This is a genomic window from Pseudomonas sp. ADAK21 (assembly GCF_012935735.1).
GTDB lineage: Bacteria > Pseudomonadota > Gammaproteobacteria > Pseudomonadales > Pseudomonadaceae > Aquipseudomonas > Aquipseudomonas proteolytica.
Genome location: NZ_CP052857.1, coordinates 4,048,195 through 4,066,079, shown reverse-complemented (window position 1 = coordinate 4,066,079; position 17,885 = coordinate 4,048,195). Strand labels below are relative to the sequence as shown.

18 protein-coding genes are annotated in these 17,885 nt (G+C 60.3%); 8 read left to right on the top strand and 10 right to left on the bottom strand.

Annotated elements, in window-relative coordinates:
• Window positions 1–80: 80 nt before the first annotated feature.
• Entirely contained in the window at window positions 81–563 is a 483-nt protein-coding gene (gene rssC / locus HKK57_RS18430; RefSeq protein WP_029293846.1) for an anti-sigma factor antagonist RssC, read from the bottom strand.
• Window positions 563–1,744, bottom strand: a complete 1,182-nt coding sequence (gene rssB, locus HKK57_RS18425; protein ID WP_029293844.1) for a two-component system response regulator RssB — start codon at window positions 1,742–1,744, stop codon at window positions 563–565. The genes rssC and rssB overlap by 1 nt, the downstream gene beginning before the upstream one ends.
• 277 nt (window positions 1,745–2,021) lie before the next feature.
• On the opposite strand from rssB, the gene HKK57_RS18420 reads away from it, so the two are divergent.
• A complete protein-coding gene (locus HKK57_RS18420) occupies window positions 2,022–2,318 on the top strand; it encodes a PilZ domain-containing protein (protein WP_029293842.1) in 297 nt (98 codons plus the stop codon).
• A 59-nt stretch (window positions 2,319–2,377) separates the two neighbouring features.
• Here the strand turns inward: HKK57_RS18420 and HKK57_RS18415 are convergent, their stop codons facing one another.
• Complete coding sequence (locus tag HKK57_RS18415) at window positions 2,378–3,064, bottom strand: MlaA family lipoprotein (RefSeq protein ID WP_029293840.1); 687 nt, start codon at window positions 3,062–3,064, stop codon at window positions 2,378–2,380.
• Between the two features lie 195 nt (window positions 3,065–3,259).
• Here HKK57_RS18415 and HKK57_RS18410 point away from each other — a divergent pair, with 195 nt between their 5' ends.
• Together HKK57_RS18410 and HKK57_RS18405 are read left to right on the top strand one after the other, a co-directional pair.
• Window positions 3,260–3,871 (top strand): phosphatase, encoded by a 612-nt coding sequence (locus tag HKK57_RS18410; RefSeq protein WP_104910671.1) that lies wholly within the window; start codon window positions 3,260–3,262, stop codon window positions 3,869–3,871.
• Between the two features lie 110 nt (window positions 3,872–3,981).
• Complete coding sequence (locus HKK57_RS18405; RefSeq protein ID WP_029300769.1) at window positions 3,982–4,248, top strand: DUF4404 family protein; 267 nt, start codon at window positions 3,982–3,984, stop codon at window positions 4,246–4,248.
• A 75-nt stretch (window positions 4,249–4,323) separates the two neighbouring features.
• Here HKK57_RS18405 and queF read toward each other — a convergent pair whose 3' ends face one another.
• Window positions 4,324–5,154, bottom strand: coding sequence for an NADPH-dependent 7-cyano-7-deazaguanine reductase QueF (queF, locus tag HKK57_RS18400; RefSeq protein WP_029300772.1), 831 nt, complete (start codon window positions 5,152–5,154; stop codon window positions 4,324–4,326).
• 67 nt (window positions 5,155–5,221) lie between these two features.
• A complete protein-coding gene (copI, locus tag HKK57_RS18395; RefSeq protein WP_070994627.1) occupies window positions 5,222–5,746 on the bottom strand; it encodes a copper-resistant cuproprotein CopI in 525 nt (174 codons plus the stop codon).
• A 156-nt stretch (window positions 5,747–5,902) separates the two neighbouring features.
• On the opposite strand from copI, the gene HKK57_RS18390 reads away from it, so the two are divergent.
• Together HKK57_RS18390 and HKK57_RS18385 are read left to right on the top strand one after the other, a co-directional pair.
• The gene (locus HKK57_RS18390) at window positions 5,903–6,583 is read left to right on the top strand and encodes a heavy metal response regulator transcription factor (RefSeq protein WP_029300776.1); all 681 of its coding nucleotides are present in this window, start codon (window positions 5,903–5,905) and stop codon (window positions 6,581–6,583) included.
• Complete coding sequence (locus HKK57_RS18385; protein ID WP_169390519.1) at window positions 6,583–7,944, top strand: heavy metal sensor histidine kinase; 1,362 nt, start codon at window positions 6,583–6,585, stop codon at window positions 7,942–7,944. Before HKK57_RS18390 ends, HKK57_RS18385 begins: the two co-directional genes overlap by 1 nt.
• Before the next feature lie 956 nt (window positions 7,945–8,900).
• On the opposite strand, the gene HKK57_RS18380 is transcribed toward HKK57_RS18385, so the two are convergent.
• Genes HKK57_RS18380 through HKK57_RS18370 form a run of 3 tightly spaced genes read right to left on the bottom strand, consistent with a single transcriptional unit; the run spans window position 8,901 to window position 12,146 of the window.
• Window positions 8,901–10,145 (bottom strand): lipoprotein-releasing ABC transporter permease subunit, encoded by a 1,245-nt coding sequence (locus tag HKK57_RS18380; protein WP_029300111.1) that lies wholly within the window; start codon window positions 10,143–10,145, stop codon window positions 8,901–8,903.
• 59 nt (window positions 10,146–10,204) lie between these two features.
• Window positions 10,205–10,888, bottom strand: coding sequence for a lipoprotein-releasing ABC transporter ATP-binding protein LolD (gene lolD / locus HKK57_RS18375; RefSeq protein ID WP_166647875.1), 684 nt, complete (start codon window positions 10,886–10,888; stop codon window positions 10,205–10,207).
• A gap of 7 nt (window positions 10,889–10,895) precedes the next feature.
• Window positions 10,896–12,146, bottom strand: a complete 1,251-nt coding sequence (locus HKK57_RS18370; RefSeq protein WP_029300109.1) for a lipoprotein-releasing ABC transporter permease subunit — start codon at window positions 12,144–12,146, stop codon at window positions 10,896–10,898.
• A gap of 94 nt (window positions 12,147–12,240) precedes the next feature.
• Here HKK57_RS18370 and HKK57_RS18365 point away from each other — a divergent pair, with 94 nt between their 5' ends.
• Window positions 12,241–12,825 (top strand): PilZ domain-containing protein, encoded by a 585-nt coding sequence (locus HKK57_RS18365; RefSeq protein ID WP_029300107.1) that lies wholly within the window; start codon window positions 12,241–12,243, stop codon window positions 12,823–12,825.
• A gap of 42 nt (window positions 12,826–12,867) precedes the next feature.
• Window positions 12,868–13,590 carry a glycerophosphodiester phosphodiesterase gene (locus HKK57_RS18360; protein ID WP_070994690.1) on the top strand — a complete coding sequence of 241 codons (723 nt, stop codon included), beginning with the start codon at window positions 12,868–12,870 and terminating at the stop codon, window positions 13,588–13,590.
• A gap of 42 nt (window positions 13,591–13,632) precedes the next feature.
• Here HKK57_RS18360 and sthA read toward each other — a convergent pair whose 3' ends face one another.
• The gene (gene sthA, locus HKK57_RS18355; RefSeq protein ID WP_029300105.1) at window positions 13,633–15,027 is read right to left on the bottom strand and encodes a Si-specific NAD(P)(+) transhydrogenase; all 1,395 of its coding nucleotides are present in this window, start codon (window positions 15,025–15,027) and stop codon (window positions 13,633–13,635) included.
• A 190-nt stretch (window positions 15,028–15,217) separates the two neighbouring features.
• Entirely contained in the window at window positions 15,218–16,231 is a 1,014-nt protein-coding gene (locus HKK57_RS18350; protein WP_178121976.1) for an FAD:protein FMN transferase, read from the bottom strand.
• A 262-nt stretch (window positions 16,232–16,493) separates the two neighbouring features.
• Between HKK57_RS18350 and HKK57_RS18345 the strand changes: the two genes are divergently transcribed.
• Entirely contained in the window at window positions 16,494–17,792 is a 1,299-nt protein-coding gene (locus HKK57_RS18345) for an MFS transporter (RefSeq protein WP_029300103.1), read from the top strand.
• Window positions 17,793–17,885: the final 93 nt, after the last annotated feature.

Here is a 17,885-nt window from a genome sequence, read left to right as displayed (position 1 = left end):
CCGTTCAGTATGTGTTGGTTGGGCTGGCGCTATCGCAGGCAAGCCAGCTCCCACATTTTGACCGTGCTCCAACCGTGAGGTCAGTGCCGCTCGAGGGCGTTGACCAGGTCGTGGAAGGCTTCGCGGTTGGATTCGTTCAGGCCCATGAGAATCTTATGCGCCTCCAGCACCTTGAGCCGCACCACTTCCTCGGATTGATCCTGGGACGGCAAGTCGGTCAGGCACTCCGGGCATGGGATCGGGCGGTCAACGATGTTGAACACCTGGTCGAAACCCATCGACTGCAACAGCCGGGTGATGTCTTCGTGGGTGGTGACGACGGTCGGCAGCAGTCCTACCTTCTGCCGAGACAGAATGGACAACTTGGCCAACAGCCCAAGGGTGGTGCTATCGATGCTGCGGGTTTCGGTCAGATCGATCACGATCGCCGAGAAATTCAAGGCAGTGAAAATCCGCTCAATCGTTGCATCCAGCGCCGAACACAAGGTCAGGCGCACTTCACCGACAAACTTCAGGACGAAGGTCCCATCTTGCTCGGCGAATTGGATTCTTCCGGTACTCATCAAAGATTCCTGCTCAACACCAATAGGGCGATATCATCCGGCATCTCCCCTAGCGTGGCCAATCCAAAAACCTGCCGCAGGCCATCCAGGCTGCCGCCCGCCGACCTGACCCGTTGGGGCAAGGCGGCTTCTTTCTCCTTGAGTGTAGGCTCTGGAAGAAGGTCCAGGATGCCATCAGACATCAGCGTCAGGCTGAAGGCCGGTGGCAATTCCAGGATGTGGTCTTCATAGGTGGCTTCATTGAACAAGCCAACCGGCAGACCACGCCCTTCCAGATAACGCACACTGTCCGGAGTGTATAAAACCGGCAATGGCAGGTGACCGCCAATGCTATAGGTCAAAAGACCGGTTTCTTCGTCAATCACGCCGCCGACCATCGTCACGTGCTTGCCCAGCTTGCAACTGATCAGGCCTCGGTTGATGTGGCCCAGCACTTGCGAGGGAGTGAACTCCGGCAAGGTGCCGTTGCGCTTGGATTCGAACAACAGCCGTGTGGTCATGAACTTCAACAACACGGTCACGAATGCAGAGGATGCGCCGTGTCCGGAGACATCGGCCAGATAGAACGCGACACGGCGCTCATCCACGCGAAAATAGTCGACAAAATCACCCGACAGGTACAACGACGGGATGATCTGGTGGGCGAACTGGAACTCGTCGATAGTCCAGGGACTGACCGGCAGCATGTTCATCTGTACCTGGCGACCGGCGTTCTGGTCTTCCTGGAGCAGGTTGAGGCTGGCTTCGAGTTCACGGTTGGCGGTTTCGAGCTTCTCGCGATAACGCTGGTTTTCCAGCAGCAGGCGGGCACGATCCAGCGCTCGGCGCACTGAGTGCTCCAATACGGCCAGGTCTTCCAGGGGTTTGATCAGGTAATCGGCGGCGCCCAGGCGCAAGGCTTCCACGGCGTCGTTCATCACCCCGGCACCGGACACGACAATCACCGGCGTCTGCGGGGCAAGCTCAGTCACCTGGCGGATCAGCTCAAGGCCGCCCATCTGGGGCATGCGCAGGTCGCAGATCACCAGGTCGGGCTGGTCGCGCTCAAACACCTGGAGACCCTGAAGACCATTGCCGGCCTGCAGGACGCTGAAGCCACTGTCTTCCAAATAGGCCGCGAGACTCGCGCGCACTACTTCGTCGTCATCGATTATCAGCAGCGTGGCACTGGTTTTTTGCATGTGGGCAAACGGCGCCAGAATTAGGTTGGCGTAGGCAGCTTGGCAATGGCCGGGCTCGCACTACTGGATTCGCTTTCTAGCCTCTCTGTCCTACAAAACATGAGCTTTTGGCTCACGCACAAAGGTAAAGCAGAGGTGCCCTTCTAAGGCGCAGACGGTACTCCCATCCGCCAGGGGTTTCAAGCTCATGCCGATGGTCGCTGGGCGTCTTTACATCGCAAATCACCGGGAGTTATAAGAACAGGCAAAACCACAACGCAATGGAAGGATGAAACCTATGAGCGCAAATGAACGTGACTACGCGGAAAAGCGCGATTTCATCCGCATGCGGGTGGAGGCCGACGTGTCGCTGATCCACGCCGGCCAGGAGATTGCCGGGGTCTGCCTGGACCTCTCCAGCTCTGGAATGCAGGTTCAGGCGCAGCACCCATTCAACGTGGGCGACCAACTGAAGGTGCGTATCGACTCAGAACATGCCGCACTCAAAGGACTGGAAGCGGACACCGAAGTGGTATGGGCCAGGAAAGAAGGCGACGACCAACACTTGGGCCTGAAAATTCTCAAGATGTACTGAAATCAATGCACACAAAAAAGGCGGCCTCGATGGCCGCCTTTTTCATTCAAGGTTTAACCTTAAAAATCATCCACTACATTGCCGTCCTTGACCTTGAACTCACGGTTCTGCAGGTAGGCATTGCGGATAAAGGTGTATTTGTCGCCGTTGATCAGCTTTTCAGCCGACAGCAGGCTGGCGCGGGTATCGATGATATCCAGGCCCATGGCGCTGTTACGCGTAGGAATGTCGTTCATGTAGCGGTACGGTTCGGTGTAGCTGTCGACATACTTGGACGGAGCATCACGCAGGGTGCTTGGGCCCAGCAATGGCAGCATCACGTAAGGACCGCTGCCCACGCCCCAGTAACCGAGGGTCTGGCCGAAGTCTTCATCACTGCGTTGCAGCCCCATTTTGGTGCCGACATCAACCAAGCCCAACACGCCAAACGTGGTGTTGACCAGCAAGCGCGCGGTATCGACACCCGCCTGATGAGGCTTGAGCTGCAGCACGTTGTTGGCCAGGTTGCCCACGTCACCGATATTGCGGAAGAAGTTATGGATACCGTCTTCGACAAATTGCGGAGTAATGAACTGATAGCCCTGGGCCAATGGCTTGAGTGCGTAGGTATCAACGGTGTCGTTGAAGGTGAAGATCGGGCGGTTGATGCTTTCCCATGGGTCGTCTTCCGCAGCCTGGGCGGCGAAAGGTACCAGCAGGACACTGGCACACACGGATAGTTGAGCAAGACACTGGCTCCAGCGCATAGCTTGAACTCCTTGAATAATCTGTCATGGGCGCTATGCCCTGAATAAGGCGGCAGTATATGACGGAAGTGTAAGATTAGGCAGCTTGACGGAAGTGTCATTCAGAAAATGTACAATTTTCCCACAATCTAATCAGGTGTCATCTACCTGTCACGGACCTTCGATAGCGTCACAGCTATTTTCAGGGACGTCCCAATGCCCCACCCCCAGATCGTTGCAGAGAACGCCCCCGCCCTCACCGCCGTATTGTTTGGGCTCAGTGGCTGCCTGGTGGACTTCGGTTCCATGGCCCACGCCGACACCATCCCCGCTGGCGAAACCCTGGCCACCCCTGGCGCCCTGAATATCCTGCAATCGCTCAGTCGACAAGGCACCCCCTGCGCCTGGCTGGATGAGTTGCCCTCCACCGTCACCACGGCACTGGCCGCAGCCCTGCCCGGCTGGGTCCAGGGCACCCGTCCCGCGGCCACCCCTTGGCCTGCGCCCCATGCTTGCTGGCAAGCCTTGATGGACCTGAACATTGAGCGCCTGGACGGCTGCGTGCTGGTCAGTGGAGAGCCTCGACTGCTGCAATCCGGGCTCAATGCCGGGCTCTGGACAATTGGCCTGGCGTCCTGCGGATCGCTATGCGGGCTCTCTCCGACCCAATGGCAAGCGTTGGACGAACAGGCGCGCGAACACAAGCGTGCCAAGGCTACCGTCGCACTGTACGGGCTTGGCGTGCACTCGGTGATCGACCACCTGGGTGAATTGGACACGTGCCTGGCAGACATCAGCCTGCGCCGGCTCAAAGGCGAAAAGCCCTGATCAAGATCATGCACAGTCGGCGCCAGTGGATTAATCTACAGGTCATCCCGTAGACCTTTCTCGGCGTGCCGTGGTCTATGCCAGTGCCTATCGATAAAAGGAAGAACGCCATGCCTGCCCGCGAAAAACTGCAAGAACAGGTTTCCATCCTGCGCGAGCAATTGAATCAGGACCCGCCTCTGCCACTGGAAAAACGCGAAGCGCTGGAAGCCTTGATTGCCAAGTTTGAAGTGCAACTGGAACTGGAACCTGCCACTCAACCGCCCAGCATTGCCGATGATGTAAACCTGGCAGTCGAACGTTTCGAATTGGACCATCCGGGCATTGCCGGGACATTGCGCAATATTGTGGTGGCCTTGGGCAATATGGGCATCTGATCCAAACCCCAAGCCAAGCACAGAACCCAATGTGGGAGCAGGCAAGCCAGCTCCCACATTTGTTTGGTGTAAAGCTTACTGCCGGGCCAGGCGCAGGTTCTGGAACGGCACGTCCTCGGTACTGCGGTAAGGATTGATATCCAACCCGCCCCGACGCACATACCGCGCATACACCGTCAACTTCTCAGGCTTGAGCAAGCGCTGCAGGTCGAGAAAGATCCGCTCCACGCACTGCTCATGAAAGTCCGAATGCTGGCGAAAACTCACCAGGTATTCCAACAGGCTGGCGTGATCCAGCGCTGCGCCGCGGTACTCCACCGCCACGCTGCCCCAATCCGGTTGGCTGGTCACCGGGCAGTTGGACTTGAGCAGATGGCTGTGCACGCTCTCCTCGACCACACGGGAATCGTCGCAACGCAGCAGTTCCGGGCGCGGGTGCTCGTAGTTGCTGACACTGATATCCAGGTCATCAATGCATACCCCCGGCAGGCGTACCAGGCCTTCGTCTTCCACCTCGGCAAGGCTGCGGATGCGCACGCCCACCGGCTTGCCGGCCGCCGCGCTCAAGTCGGCACGCAGGGTCGCCTCAAGGTTGGACACCTGGGCAAACGGCGTCTGGTTCAACGAATTGAGGTAGAGCTTGAAGGACTTCGACTCGATGATGTTCGGCGAGTCAGCCGGGATGCTGAACTCACCGATCGCCACCACCGGCTTGCCGGACGGCAACAGCCAGGACAGTTCAAAGCAGTTCCAGAAATCCACGCCGTTGTAGGGCAGCGTTTCGGCGGTGAGGCCCAACTCGGCCCATTTGGCGGCACGAGGGATAGGGAATAGCAATGAGGGTGTGTAAGTGGAAATGTATTCACTGGACTTGCCCAGCGGCGAATGTTCGGCTGCGGGATGCATGGCGGAAACCTGGCTAAATAAACCCCGCCAGTCTACCAGCCTTTGCGCCCGCCTTTGAGCATCGCCTTTATGGACTGACGTGCAGCTTGCCAACCATTCCCGCCTGATAGTGCCCTGGGAGGTTGCAGGCAAACTCCAGCGCGCCGGCCTTGCTGAAGGTCCAAGTCAGTTCGGCGGTCTTGCCCGGCTCCACCAGCACGCTGTTGGGATCATCATGTTTCATCCCGCCCATGTCGCCATGGCCCATCGCCGCGTGGTCCATCTGGCCCATACCGGTGGCGGTCAGCATGCCGCTGGCCTGCATCTTGAGCATTTCTTTCTGGTGATCGGCATGCATGCTCGCATCCCCCAGGTTGAATTCGTGCAGCAACTGGCCCTTGTTGACCAGCACAAAGCGCACCGTCTCACCGGCTTTTACGTCAAGTGAGGTGGGGGCAAAGGAAATATCCTGCAGCACCACCTCCACCGTACGAGTGGCCTTGGTCGCCGGCGCCGCCTGGCCAAAGGCAAAAGTGTGGGCGCCATCGGCCAGCGCCGGAACACTCAACACCATCAGGCAACCTGCCAGCCACCAAGATTTACGCAAAAACATGTTTATCCTCCAAAGGTATAAAGCCAGCCTGTGGGACACTCTAATAATGCGCCGCTGCCAGCTACCTGACTGCTAGATTACAACTTTGTCAGGTTGCGCCAGCCCCCTGGCGCACACGGTATAAAGCCCGCTGCTACCCGTTGCCATGAGTTGCCTATGAAACTGCTGATCGTCGAAGACCAACCCAAAACCGGCCAATACCTGCGCCAGGGCCTGACTGAAGCCGGGTTCAATACCGAACTGGTGGCCGACGGCACCACCGGCCAGCATCTGGCGCTGACGGGCGACTACGACTTGCTGATTCTGGATGTGATGCTTCCCGGGCGCACCGGCTGGCAAATCCTCCAGGCCGTGCGCAGCGCCGGCCTGGAGATCCCGGTGCTGTTCCTCACCGCGCGGGATGCGGTCGAGGATCGGGTCCATGGCCTGGAGTTGGGGGCCGACGACTACCTGGTCAAGCCTTTCGCCTTTTCCGAACTGCTGGCCCGGGTGCGCAGCCTGTTGCGCCGGGGCAGCAGCACGCCCCAAGAGACCAGCCTGCACCTGGCCGACCTGCGCCTGGACCTGATCCGCCGTCGCGTAGAACGCAGCAACCAGCGCATCGACCTCACCGCCAAGGAGTTCGCCCTGCTGGAAATGCTCCTGCGCCGCCAGGGTGAAGTGCTGCCCAAGTCGCTGATTGCCTCCCAGGTCTGGGACATGAATTTCGACAGTGACACCAATATCATCGAAGTCGCCATCCGCCGCCTGCGCTTGAAGATCGATGACGGGTTTCCCAATAAACTGATCCACACCGTGCGCGGCATGGGCTATGTGCTGGAAGAGCGGTTCAGTTGATGAAGCGTATCTCCCTGGCCAGCCGTCTGGCGTTGTTGTTTGCCGGCTGCACTGCCGTGGTCTCGCTGTTGGCGGGCGTACTGTTCAGCCAGGCCAGCGAAAAGCACTTCATCGAGTTGGACCAACAACTGCTCGACAGCAAACTGATGGCCCTGCGCAGCGCCCTGCAAGATGCCGATACCCCGGCGCTGTTCGCCCAACGCGTGGCCGCACTGACAGAAGAACTGAGCCATCAACCCGACCTGTCGGTGCGCATCAACGCCGCCGATGGCCAGCGCTGGTTTGACAGCTCCCCGTCCATTCCCGCCCAATTGCCCGCCACCCCTGGCCTGCACAGCCTGCAAAACGCCGGCACCCATTACCGGGTGTACAACGCCCCCTTGAATCCCGGCAAGCCAGGTTCGGCGCAGCTTGTACTAATGCTGGACATCACCCATCACCAACACTTCCTGCAACGCATGCAGCACCTGATCTGGCTGACGGTCGGCCTGTCCGCCGTGGCGACCGCACTCCTTGGCGCCTGGGCCGCACGTAGCGGCCTGCGGCCCCTGCGACGGATGACCGAAGTGGCCAGCCGCGTGCGTGCCCACTCCCTGACCCAGCGCCTGCCCCAGGAACAGATGCCGGCCGAACTGGCGGAACTGGCCCAGGCCTTCAACGCCATGTTCAGCCGCCTGGACGACGCGTTCCAGCGACTTTCGGCGTTCTCTGCCGATATCGCCCACGAACTGCGCACGCCGTTATCGAACCTGCTGACCCAGACCCAGGTGATCCTCACCCATCCCCGCCCTCTGGAGGACTACCGCGAAGCGCTGCACAGCAATCTGGAAGAGCTGCAATGGATGGCCCAACTGGTCAATGACATGCTGTACCTGGCCAAGGCCGACCACGGGTTGCTGAACCCCAGACGCGAACCGCTGGCCCTGGCCAACGAGGTGGACGCACTGCTGGAGTTTTTCGCGCCATTGGCCGAAGACGCCCAGGTCAACCTGCTGCGCGACGGCAGCGCCAGTACCGCCGGTGACCGCAGCATGCTGCGCCGGGCGTTTTCCAATCTGCTGGACAATGCCGTGCGCTTTACGCCTCCGGGGGGTGAAGTACGGGTGCGGATCAGCGAAAACACCCAGGGCGTAACGCTGAGCGTGGAAAACACCGGGACCGGAATTCCCCAAGGGTTACTGCCCAAGCTGTTTGACCGGTTCTACCGCGTTGATCCGGCGCGGCATGAGGGTAGCAGTGAGCATGCGGGGCTTGGGTTGGCGATCACCCAGTCGATTGTGCGGGCGCACGGGGGGAGGATTTTCTGTGAGTCACAGCCGGGGTGGACGCGGTTTGTGATTGAGTTGCCCAAGGGGGATTGATGCAAGCCGGGCGGGCCTCATCGCGGCATGAGTATCTACACAACTCTCTGATACTTCTGGGCTCTGGGTTTTGGGCTGATGTAGGGGGCATATCCATTGCTGCGGTAACGGCGGCCATGGGTTCCGCTTTTACAGCGGCCCACTTTTGAACAGCGCAAAAGTAAGCAAAACGCTCTTGCCCACCACTCGGTGCCTCGCCTAGGCTCGGCATGCCCGCAGTCAGGCATTGCTCCGTGGGCCCGCCGCGATCGGCCATCCATGGCCGTGTCGCGGCTACCCCGGCATCCTGCCGGGGTGCTCACTGCGCAATACCTGCCTGCGGCCATCGTGGTTTAACGGGGCGCCTTAGATCAAAAGCCAGATCAAAAGCAGAGCAATAGCAACGCCAGAACGCGGAGCTGCATTCCCCTGTGGGAGCTGGCTTGCCTGCGATAGCGGTGTATCAGCCGATAAATATATTGACTGATCGACCGCTATCGCAGGCAAGCCAGCTCCCACAGGTATACGCGTAAGCCTCACCGATCAGGTCGGCTGTCAGGCCGCCTCGCTCTGCTTGTGATTTTGATCTTAGGCGCCCCGTTAAACCACGCTGGCCGTCATCCGATATTGATTTGGGGGGTAAACCGGCAGGACGCCGGTTTAGCCGCGCTGGGCCATGGATGGCCCATCGCGGCGGCCCCCCAAATCAATGTCGGATTACGGGCACACCGAGCCTAGGCGAGGTGCCGAGTGGTGGGGCAAGAGCGTTTTGCTTACTTTTGCGCTGTTCAAAAGTGAGCCGCCGTAAGGGCGGAACCCATACCCGCCGCGACCGCGGCAACGGATATATACACATACCCAGAAGAGCGAGTTGTGTAGATACTCATGCTCATCGCGGGCAAGCCCGCTCCCACATTTTGATTTGTGAATACAGTCAAATGTGGGAGCTGGCTTGCCTGCGATAGCGATCTCAAGACCTACGAGTATCTCAGGGCATGCGCCGGCTCAATCTTCGCCGCGCGATACGCCGGGTAGATCGTCGCCAAAAAGCTCAATACAAACCCGGCGCTGCAAATCAACAACACATCGCCGCCTTGCAGTTCCGAAGGCAGGTTGCTGACAAAATATACGTCCGAACTGAAGATATGCTGCCCAGTCACGCGCTCCATCCAGCCCACCAGTTCGCTGACGTTGAGCGCGGCAATCACCCCCAGCACACCACCGATCAACGTGCCGACAATACCGATTACCGTGCCCTGGACCATGAAGATCGCCATGATCTGCCGTGGCGTGGCGCCAATGGTGCGCAGGATCGCGATGTCCGCGCCTTTGTCGTTCACCACCATGATCAGCGTGGCGATGATATTGAAGGCCGCGACGGCGACGATCATCAGCAACAGCAGGCCGATCATGGTCTTTTCCATCTTCATCGCGCTGAACAGGCTGCCCTGGGTATGGGTCCAGTCGTCCGCCTTATAGGCTGCGCCGAGGCCAGTGGCGATATCCGCCGAAACCTTGGGCGCCGCATACAAATCCTTGACCGCCAGGCGCACGCTTTGCACCTGGTTGGGCTGCCAACGCAGCATTTGTGCGGCATCGGCGACGTGGATCAGGGCCATCGAACCATCCAACTCGGCACCGACCTTGAACACGCCCACCACATTCAAACGCTGCATGCGCGGGGTGATGCCACCGGGTGCAGTGCTGATTTCGGGGACGATCAGCGTCAGCTTGTCGCCCACGTTCAGGCGGAAACGGCGCGCGGTGATTTCCCCGATCACCACGCCGAATTCACCCGGTTGCAGGTTCTCCAGATTGCCCTGGACGATATGCTGGGTGACGATGGACACCTTGCCTTCCTGGGCCGGGTCGATCCCGCTGATCTGGATCGGCTGCATCGAGCCCTTGTACGACAGCATGCCCTCCATCTCGGTAAACGGCACGGCCGCTGTGACTTCCGGGTTCTTCAGGGCCGCAGCAGCCACCGGTTGCCAGTCGCTGATCGGGTTGACGCCAACAATCGTCGCGTGCGGCACCATGCCGAGAATGCGTGAACTCATTTCCCGCTGGAACCCGTTCATCACCGACAACACCACGATCATCGCCAGCACGCCCAGGGCGAGGCCGATCATCGAGGTCATCGAGATAAACGAAACAAAACGGTTGCGGCGCTTGGCACGGGTATAGCGCGTGCCGATGAAAATCGATAACGGTCTGAACATTCGCTTGCACCGCCTGGAAAAATAGAAAACCCGGCGTCAGGCACCGGGCTTGAAACAGGTCAGATGGCGACCAGATGACCTTCCTGCAGGTGCAGCACACGGTCCATCTGCCGGGCCATGCTCATGTCATGGGTCACCACCAGGAACGCGGTGCGCATCTGGGTGCTCAGCTCCAGCATCAAGTCCTTGATGCCCTGGGCGGTGTGGGAGTCGAGGTTGCCGGTCGGCTCGTCGAGCATCACCAGGCCCGGGTTGTTCACCAGGGCACGGGCAATCGCCACACGCTGGCGCTCGCCACCGGACAACTCTGCCGGCTTGTGCTCCAGGCGATGGCCGAGGCCGACGCGCTCGAGCAACGCCGTGGCACGCTGGCGAGCCTCCGGGATCGCGGTCTTGCCGATCAAGAGCGGCATGCACACGTTTTCCAGGGCGGTGAACTCTGGCAGCAAGTGGTGGAACTGGTACACAAAGCCCAGGGAGCGATTGCGCAACTGGCCACGGGCCTTCTCGTTCAGCGCCGAGAGCTCTTCACCGGCCAGCCACACACTGCCTTGGGACGGCGTATCAAGGCCGCCCAACAGGTTGAGCAAGGTACTTTTGCCAGAGCCGGAACTGCCGACGATCGCCACGCGCTCGCCGGGATGCAGTTCCAGTTGCAGGTTGGACAAGACCACCACCGATTCCGGGCCTTCCTCGTAGGATTTGCCCAGGTCGCGGCAGCTCAGGATTGCTTTTTCACTCATGCCCGATTCACTCATAACGTAAAGCCTGCGCCGGCTGGGTACGTGCCGCGCGCCAGGCTGGATACAGGGTGGCAAGGAAACTCAGGACCAACGCGGCGCCGCCCACCATCAACACATCCTGGCTCTGCACCTGGGATGGCAAGTAGTCGATGAAATAGACGTCGGCGTTGAGAAACTTGTGGCCGATCAGGGTTTCGACACCGGCGATGGCGGCGCTGACGTTCAGCGCGGCGAAAATGCCCACCACCGTGCCGATCAAGGTGCCGACCACGCCAATCACCGTGCCCTGGACCATGAAGATCGCCATGATCTGCCCCGGCGTGGCGCCGAGGGTACGCAGGATGGCGATATCGCCCTTCTTGTCGTTCACCACCATCACCAGGGTGGAGATGATGTTGAAGGCGGCCACGGCGACAATCAGCAGCAGCAGCAGGCCGATCATGGCCTTTTCCATGCGGATCGCCTGGTACAGGTTGCCGTGGGTACGGGTCCAGTCGCGGGCGTAGTACTGGCTTTCACCCAGGTGCTGGGCGATTTCCCAGGCACCGCGCGGGGCCTCGAATAAGTCGTTGAATTTCAGGCGCAGGCCCTGCACCTGGTCCGGCTTCCAGCGATGCAGGCGGGCCAGGTCAGTGAGATTGGTCAAGCCGAGGAAGCCGTCGATCTCGCCGGCACCCACATGAAAGATGCCGACCACGGTAAAGCGCTTCATGCGCGGGAACATACCCGCCGGAGTCACCGTGACTTCTGGGGCGACGAAGGTCAGTTTGTCGCCGATGGCCACGCCCAGCTTGGCTGCTGCGCGGTCGCCAATGACGATGCCGAAGCTGCCAGGCGCCAGATCGTCAAGTTTGCCCTGCTGCATGAACTGGTCAATGATCGAGACCTTGCGCTCCTGCGCCGGGTCGATGGCATTGAGCAGGACTTTCTGCACCTTGCCATCGTTGGTCAGCAGCCCCTGCATCTGGGTAAATGGCGCGACGGCCAGCACCTTGGGGTTCTGCTTGACCTTGTCGGCCAGGCTTTGCCAGTCGCCCAGGGGCTCACCGGACTCGATGGTCGCGTGGGGCACCATGCCCAGCACGCGGGTACGCATCTCATGATCGAAGCCATTCATCACCGATAGCACCACGATCATCACGACCACGCCCAGGGCGAGTCCGATCATGGAAGTAAGAGAAATGAACGACACAAAATGATTGCGACGCTTTGCACGGGTATAACGCGTGCCGATAAATACGAAGAGAGGTCTGAACATGTCGGGGCTTGTTCGGAGGAAAAGAAGACGTCCCGGTGGCGGGGTCTGGTAAGCAGCTTTACACTCAGACCATTACCGTTACCTGGGGTTCGCCATGACGACATTAGATGAAGAAGATCGCCGCGAATACTACCGTATCGACGACATGATCGCACTCCAAATCAAAAGCCTGTCTGCCCCCCAAGCGGCGAGCAAGGAAGTGTTGCTGGATGATTCCCCACTGTTCAACCTGCTCAGTGAACTGCACCTGAGCGAATTCGAGTCCCAGCACCTGCTGCGCCAGCTCGGCGAGCGCGACCGCACACTCGCCGCCTTCCTCAAGGTGCAGAACAAACGCATGGATTTGCTCAGCCAGGTCATGGCGCAGAGCCTGCTGGGCGAGATCGGCGCACCGCAGCCGGTGATCATCTCCGAAGGCGGCATCGACTTCCAGCACCCCACGGTACTCGCACCGGGCAGCCACCTGGCGGTCAAGCTGGTGCTGATGCCCCAGGCCCTTGGCCTGCTGCTAAGAGCCAAAGTCACCCATTGCGACCCAAAAGGCAGCGGCTTCGATGTGGGCACCGAGTTCGAATCCATGACCGACGCTCAGCGTCAGTTGCTGGCCCGCTACATACTGCAAAAGCAGGCCCAGGAACGGCGCCTGGCCCGGGAACAAAGCGACGGCCAAGACACCTGATCTCGTATCTATCCAGCCAGCACCTGGCGAAAAGGAGCAACTGTGACCCTGATTTATGGCCATCGCGGCGCCAAAGGCGAAGCACCGGAAAACACCCTGACCAGCTTCCAGCAATGCCTCAAGCACGGCGTGCGCCGTTGCGAACTGGACTTGCACCTGTCCATGGACGGCGAGTTGATGGTGATCCACGACCCGACCCTCAAGCGCACTGCCGACCGCCGCGGCAAGGTGGTGGAATACTCCGCCGCCGACCTGGTGAAGATGGACGCTCGCAAAGGCGGCCCGGGCTGGGTCACTCCCTGCCCGATCCCGCGCCTGGAAGAGCTGTTCGAAAAGTGCGATTTCGACCACTGGCAACTGGAAGTCAAAAGCGCCTCACGCACCCGCGCCGCGACCACCGTGCTGGCGATTCGGGAAATGGCCCAGCAGTTTGGCCTGCTGGATAAGGTCACTGTGACCTCAAGCTCGCGGGAAGTATTGAAGGCCGCATTGGACCTGACGCCGGACCTGTCCCGTGGACTGGTGGCCGAATATGCCTGGCTCGACCCGCTGAAGGTCGCGCAGAACTATGGCTGTGAGATTCTGGCGTTGAACTGGACGCTGTGCACCCCCGAGCGACTGGAAAAAGCCCAGCGCCAGGGCTTGCACGTGTCCGTGTGGACAGTCAACGAACCCGCGCTGATGCGCAGGCTCGCCGACTTCGGCGTAGATAGCCTGATTACAGACTTTCCCGGTTTGGCCACTGCCACTCTCGGGAATTACTGAAATCGGTCTCCCCGGCCGGCTCAGGCCACCGGCCGGAGCCGCTCAAAAAAGCCGGTTGAGGCCGTCGTACGCGGCGACCCGATAGGCTTCGGCCATGGTCGGGTAGTTGAACGTGGTGTTCACAAAATACTTCAAGGTATTTTGCTCACCCGGCTGGCTCATGATGGCCTGGCCGATGTGCACGATCTCCGAGGCCTGGTAGCCGAAGCAATGCACGCCGAGCACTTCCAGGGTCTCGCGGTGGAACAGGATCTTCAGCATGCCTTGCGGCTCGCCGGCGATCTGCGCACGCGCCATGCTCTTGAAGAACGCCTTGCCCACTTCGTAAGGCACCTTGGCCTTGGTCAGTTCGTGTTCATTCTTGCCGATGGAGCTGATCTCGGGAATCGTGTAGATCCCGGTCGGCACATCATTCACGTAGCGCCAGCTGCCATTGTCGACAATGCTGCCAGCGGCCGAACGGCCCTGGTCGTGGGCGGCACTGGCCAGGCTCGGCCAGCCGATCACGTCACCCGCACCGTAGATGTTGGTGACGCAGGTGCGATAGTTCTCATCCACCTCGATCTGGCCACGGCTGTTGACCTTGACCCCGATGTTTTCCATGCCCAGCTTGTCGGTGTTGCCGGTACGGCCGTTGCACCAGAGCAAGGCGTCGGCCTTGATCTTCTTGCCGGACTTGAGGTGCAGGATCACCCCGTTGTCCAGGCCTTCAACACGGTCGTATTCCTCGTTGTGGCGCACGGTGATGTTGTTGTTGCTGAAGTGGTAGCTCAACGCCTGGGAAATTTCCGAGTCGAGGAAGCTCAGCAACTGGTCACGGTTATCCACCAGCTCCACCAGTACACCCAGGCCACTGAAGATCGAGGCGTATTCACAGCCAATCACGCCGGCGCCATAGATGATCAGTTTGCGCGGGGTGTGGCCCAGGCTGAGGATGGTGTCGCTATCGTAGATACGCGGGTGGTGGAAATCGATATCCGCCGGGCGATACGGGCGCGAACCGGTGGCGATGATGATGTGCTTGGCCACCAGCTTCTCGACCACGCCGTTGGCGCAGACCACTTCGACGGTTTGCTCGTCGGCGAAGCTGCCGGTGCCGAAGAACAGGTCGACGCGGTTACGGGCGTAGTAGCCGGTACGCGAGGCGACTTGCTTGGAAATGACTTTCTCGGCGCTTTTCAGTACGTCCGGGAACGAGAACCAGCGCGGCTCACCAATGGCCCGGAACATCGGGTTGGTGTTGAACTGCATGATCTGGCGCACCGAGTGACGCAAGGCCTTGGACGGGATGGTGCCCAGGTGGGTGCAGTTACCGCCGACCTGACGACGGCTATCGACCATCGCCACCTTGCGTCCTGCTTTGGCGGCATTCATCGCCGCACCTTCTCCAGCTGGGCCGGAACCCAGTACCACCACGTCGTAGTTGTAGACAGCCATGCGTACTCCTCAGAACAGGCCAGGGCGCACGGTTGGGCGCCTGGCTAAATCATGCCGCGGCCAGCGGTCATGAAGGATCAAATAGGCTCAGGTGTGTGAGCCGGGGCACAGTCTATATAAGGCTCAACGCCGCGCACATTAACCCTTGGTCGCGTCGTAGGCCAGTTTTGCCTTTACTACACAGTATTGATTACGGCTTGACCGCCGTCAGTTGTTCGAACGCTTTGTTGCTGCGTGTGACGAAAGCATCCCCCTCACGCATCACAAAAAAAGCCGCGATTTGCTGTTTTTCTGCATAGTCCCAACCCTCTTCCGGCCCCAGCACCAACAGCAAGGTCGACAAACCATCGGCCATCAGCGCCGAAGGCTCCAGTACCGTGACCGACGCCAGGTGGTGGGTGATAGGTGCGCCGGTCCGGGCATCGAGGGTGTGGGAATAGCGGCGACCATCCTGCTGGAAATAATTACGATAGTCACCTGAAGTAGACACGCCGAAACCGTCCACCGCGATAATCCGCTGCGCGACCTGCTGGTCATCACGGGGCTCCTCCAGGGCCACGCGCCAGGGCGTACCGTCGGGTTTGCGCCCGGCAGCCTTGAGCTCGCCGGTCACTTCAACCAGGTAGCGCTCAATACCCAACTGCCCCAGCCGCTCGGCAATCCGGTCCACCGTGTAGCCGGCGGCGATGCTGTTGAAGTCCACCTGCACTGCCGCGTCCTTGCACAACTGGCCAGCGTCGACACGCAGGTGCTGATGGCCGACATGCTGGCGTGCCTGGGCCAATGCCATGGGGTCCGGGATCTTGACTTGCCGCGCCTGGGGACCGAAGCCCCACAGGTTCAGCAGTGGCTCGACCGTCAGGTCAAACGCCCCGCCACTGGCCTGGGACAACTGCTCGCCAGTGCGCACCAAGTGCAGGATCGGCTCGGGCATCGGTTGGCACGTGTTGGCCGGCAGGTCATTGAAGCGCTCGATGTCGGAGTCGCTGCGATAGGTCGACATCTGCCGATCGACCTCGGCAAGGATGCTCTCGACCTGCGGCTGGACAACCTCGGCCGCCGGCGTACCGGAGGTGCGCACGTATTTGATCGAATACGTGCTGCCCATGGTCGGGCCGCCAAACGCCTCCAGCACCTCACCGTTGCCACAGCCCGCCAAGATCGCCAGCAAAGCCCCCACCACCGCGTATCGCAAACCGCCCATAGGCCACACACCCTTATCGCTATTGAAACTGAATGAAGCCGCACTCAAGCATATTTCCGGGGCGGGCCATTATGCGGCATGTCGTCGCCTGGCGAGGGTTGGCGCGCAACAAATAGCCAGCTTGCTAACGGTTTTTGTTGCTCGCCAACACGGACACACATATGGTTACAAAACTCTTTGGCGCCGCCGCGCGCCCGGATTCAGCAGCACGGACGAACAACGACCAGGGATTTCCAACAAGATAGCCAGTTGAGTAAATGACATGTCCAGCACCACGGGCAAAGGCAAGGCGATCTTTCGCGTTGTCAGCGGTAACTTCCTTGAAATGTTCGACTTCATGGTCTACGGCTTCTACGCCACGGCCATCGCCAAAACCTTCTTCCCTGCCGACAGCGCCTTTGCGTCCCTGATGTTATCCCTGGCGACCTTCGGTGCCGGGTTCTTGATGCGCCCGCTGGGGGCGATCTTCCTTGGCGCCTACATCGACCGCCACGGCCGTAAAAAGGGCCTGGTGATCACCCTGGCCATGATGGCCGCCGGTACCGTGCTGATCGCCTGCGTGCCCGGCTACGCCACCCTCGGGGTGGCTGCCCCGCTGATCGTGCTGTTTGGCCGGTTGCTGCAGGGCTTCTCCGCCGGCGTAGAACTGGGCGGGGTCTCGGTGTACCTGGCGGAAATCGCCACGCCGGGGCGCAAGGGCTTCTTCGTCAGCTGGCAGTCCGCCAGCCAACAAGCTGCGGTGGTATTCGCCGGCCTGTTGGGCGTGGGCCTGAATCACTGGCTGAGCCCAGAGGAAATGGGGGAATGGGGCTGGCGCGTACCGTTCCTGATCGGCTGTCTGATCGTGCCGGTGATCTTCGTGATTCGCCGCTCCCTGGAAGAAACCCCGGAATTCCAGGCACGTAAACACCGCCCTACCCTGCAGGAAATCATCCGCTCGATTGGCCAGAACTTCGGCATCGTTGTGGCAGGCATGGCGCTGGTGGTGATGACCACCGTGTCGTTCTACCTGATCACCGCCTATACACCGACCTTCGGCAAGGCCGAGTTGCACCTCTCAGACCTGGATGCGTTGCTGGTCACCGTATGCGTGGGTATTTCCAACTTTATCTGGCTGCCGGTGATGGGCGCGGTGTCCGACAAGATCGGCCGCAAGCCGTTGCTGCTCGGTGCGACGATCCTGGCGATTCTTACGGCCTACCCGGCGCTGTCGTGGCTGGTGGTCAACCCGAGTTTCAGTCACCTGCTGATCGTGCTGTTGTGGCTGTCGTTCCTGTATGGCTCATACAACGGCGCCATGGTGGTGGCGCTGACCGAGATCATGCCGGTGCAGGTCCGCACCACCGGTTTCTCCCTGGCCTACAGCCTGGCGACCGCGACCTTTGGCGGCTTTACTCCAGCGGCCTGTACCTACCTGATCCATGTGCTGGATAACAAGGCCGCGCCGGGGATCTGGCTCAGCGGGGCAGCGGTGCTGGGGTTGATTGCGACCTTGGTGCTGTTCAAGGGTAACCGGCATGAACTGCGTACGGCGCAGGCTTCGGTGGTCGGTGGGGCCTGATAGATCGCTATCGCGGGCAAGCCCGCGATGAGGCCTTAAACCCCAACACAAAACCCCCAGGCATAAAAAAGCCCCGAACCAGTCGGGGCTTTT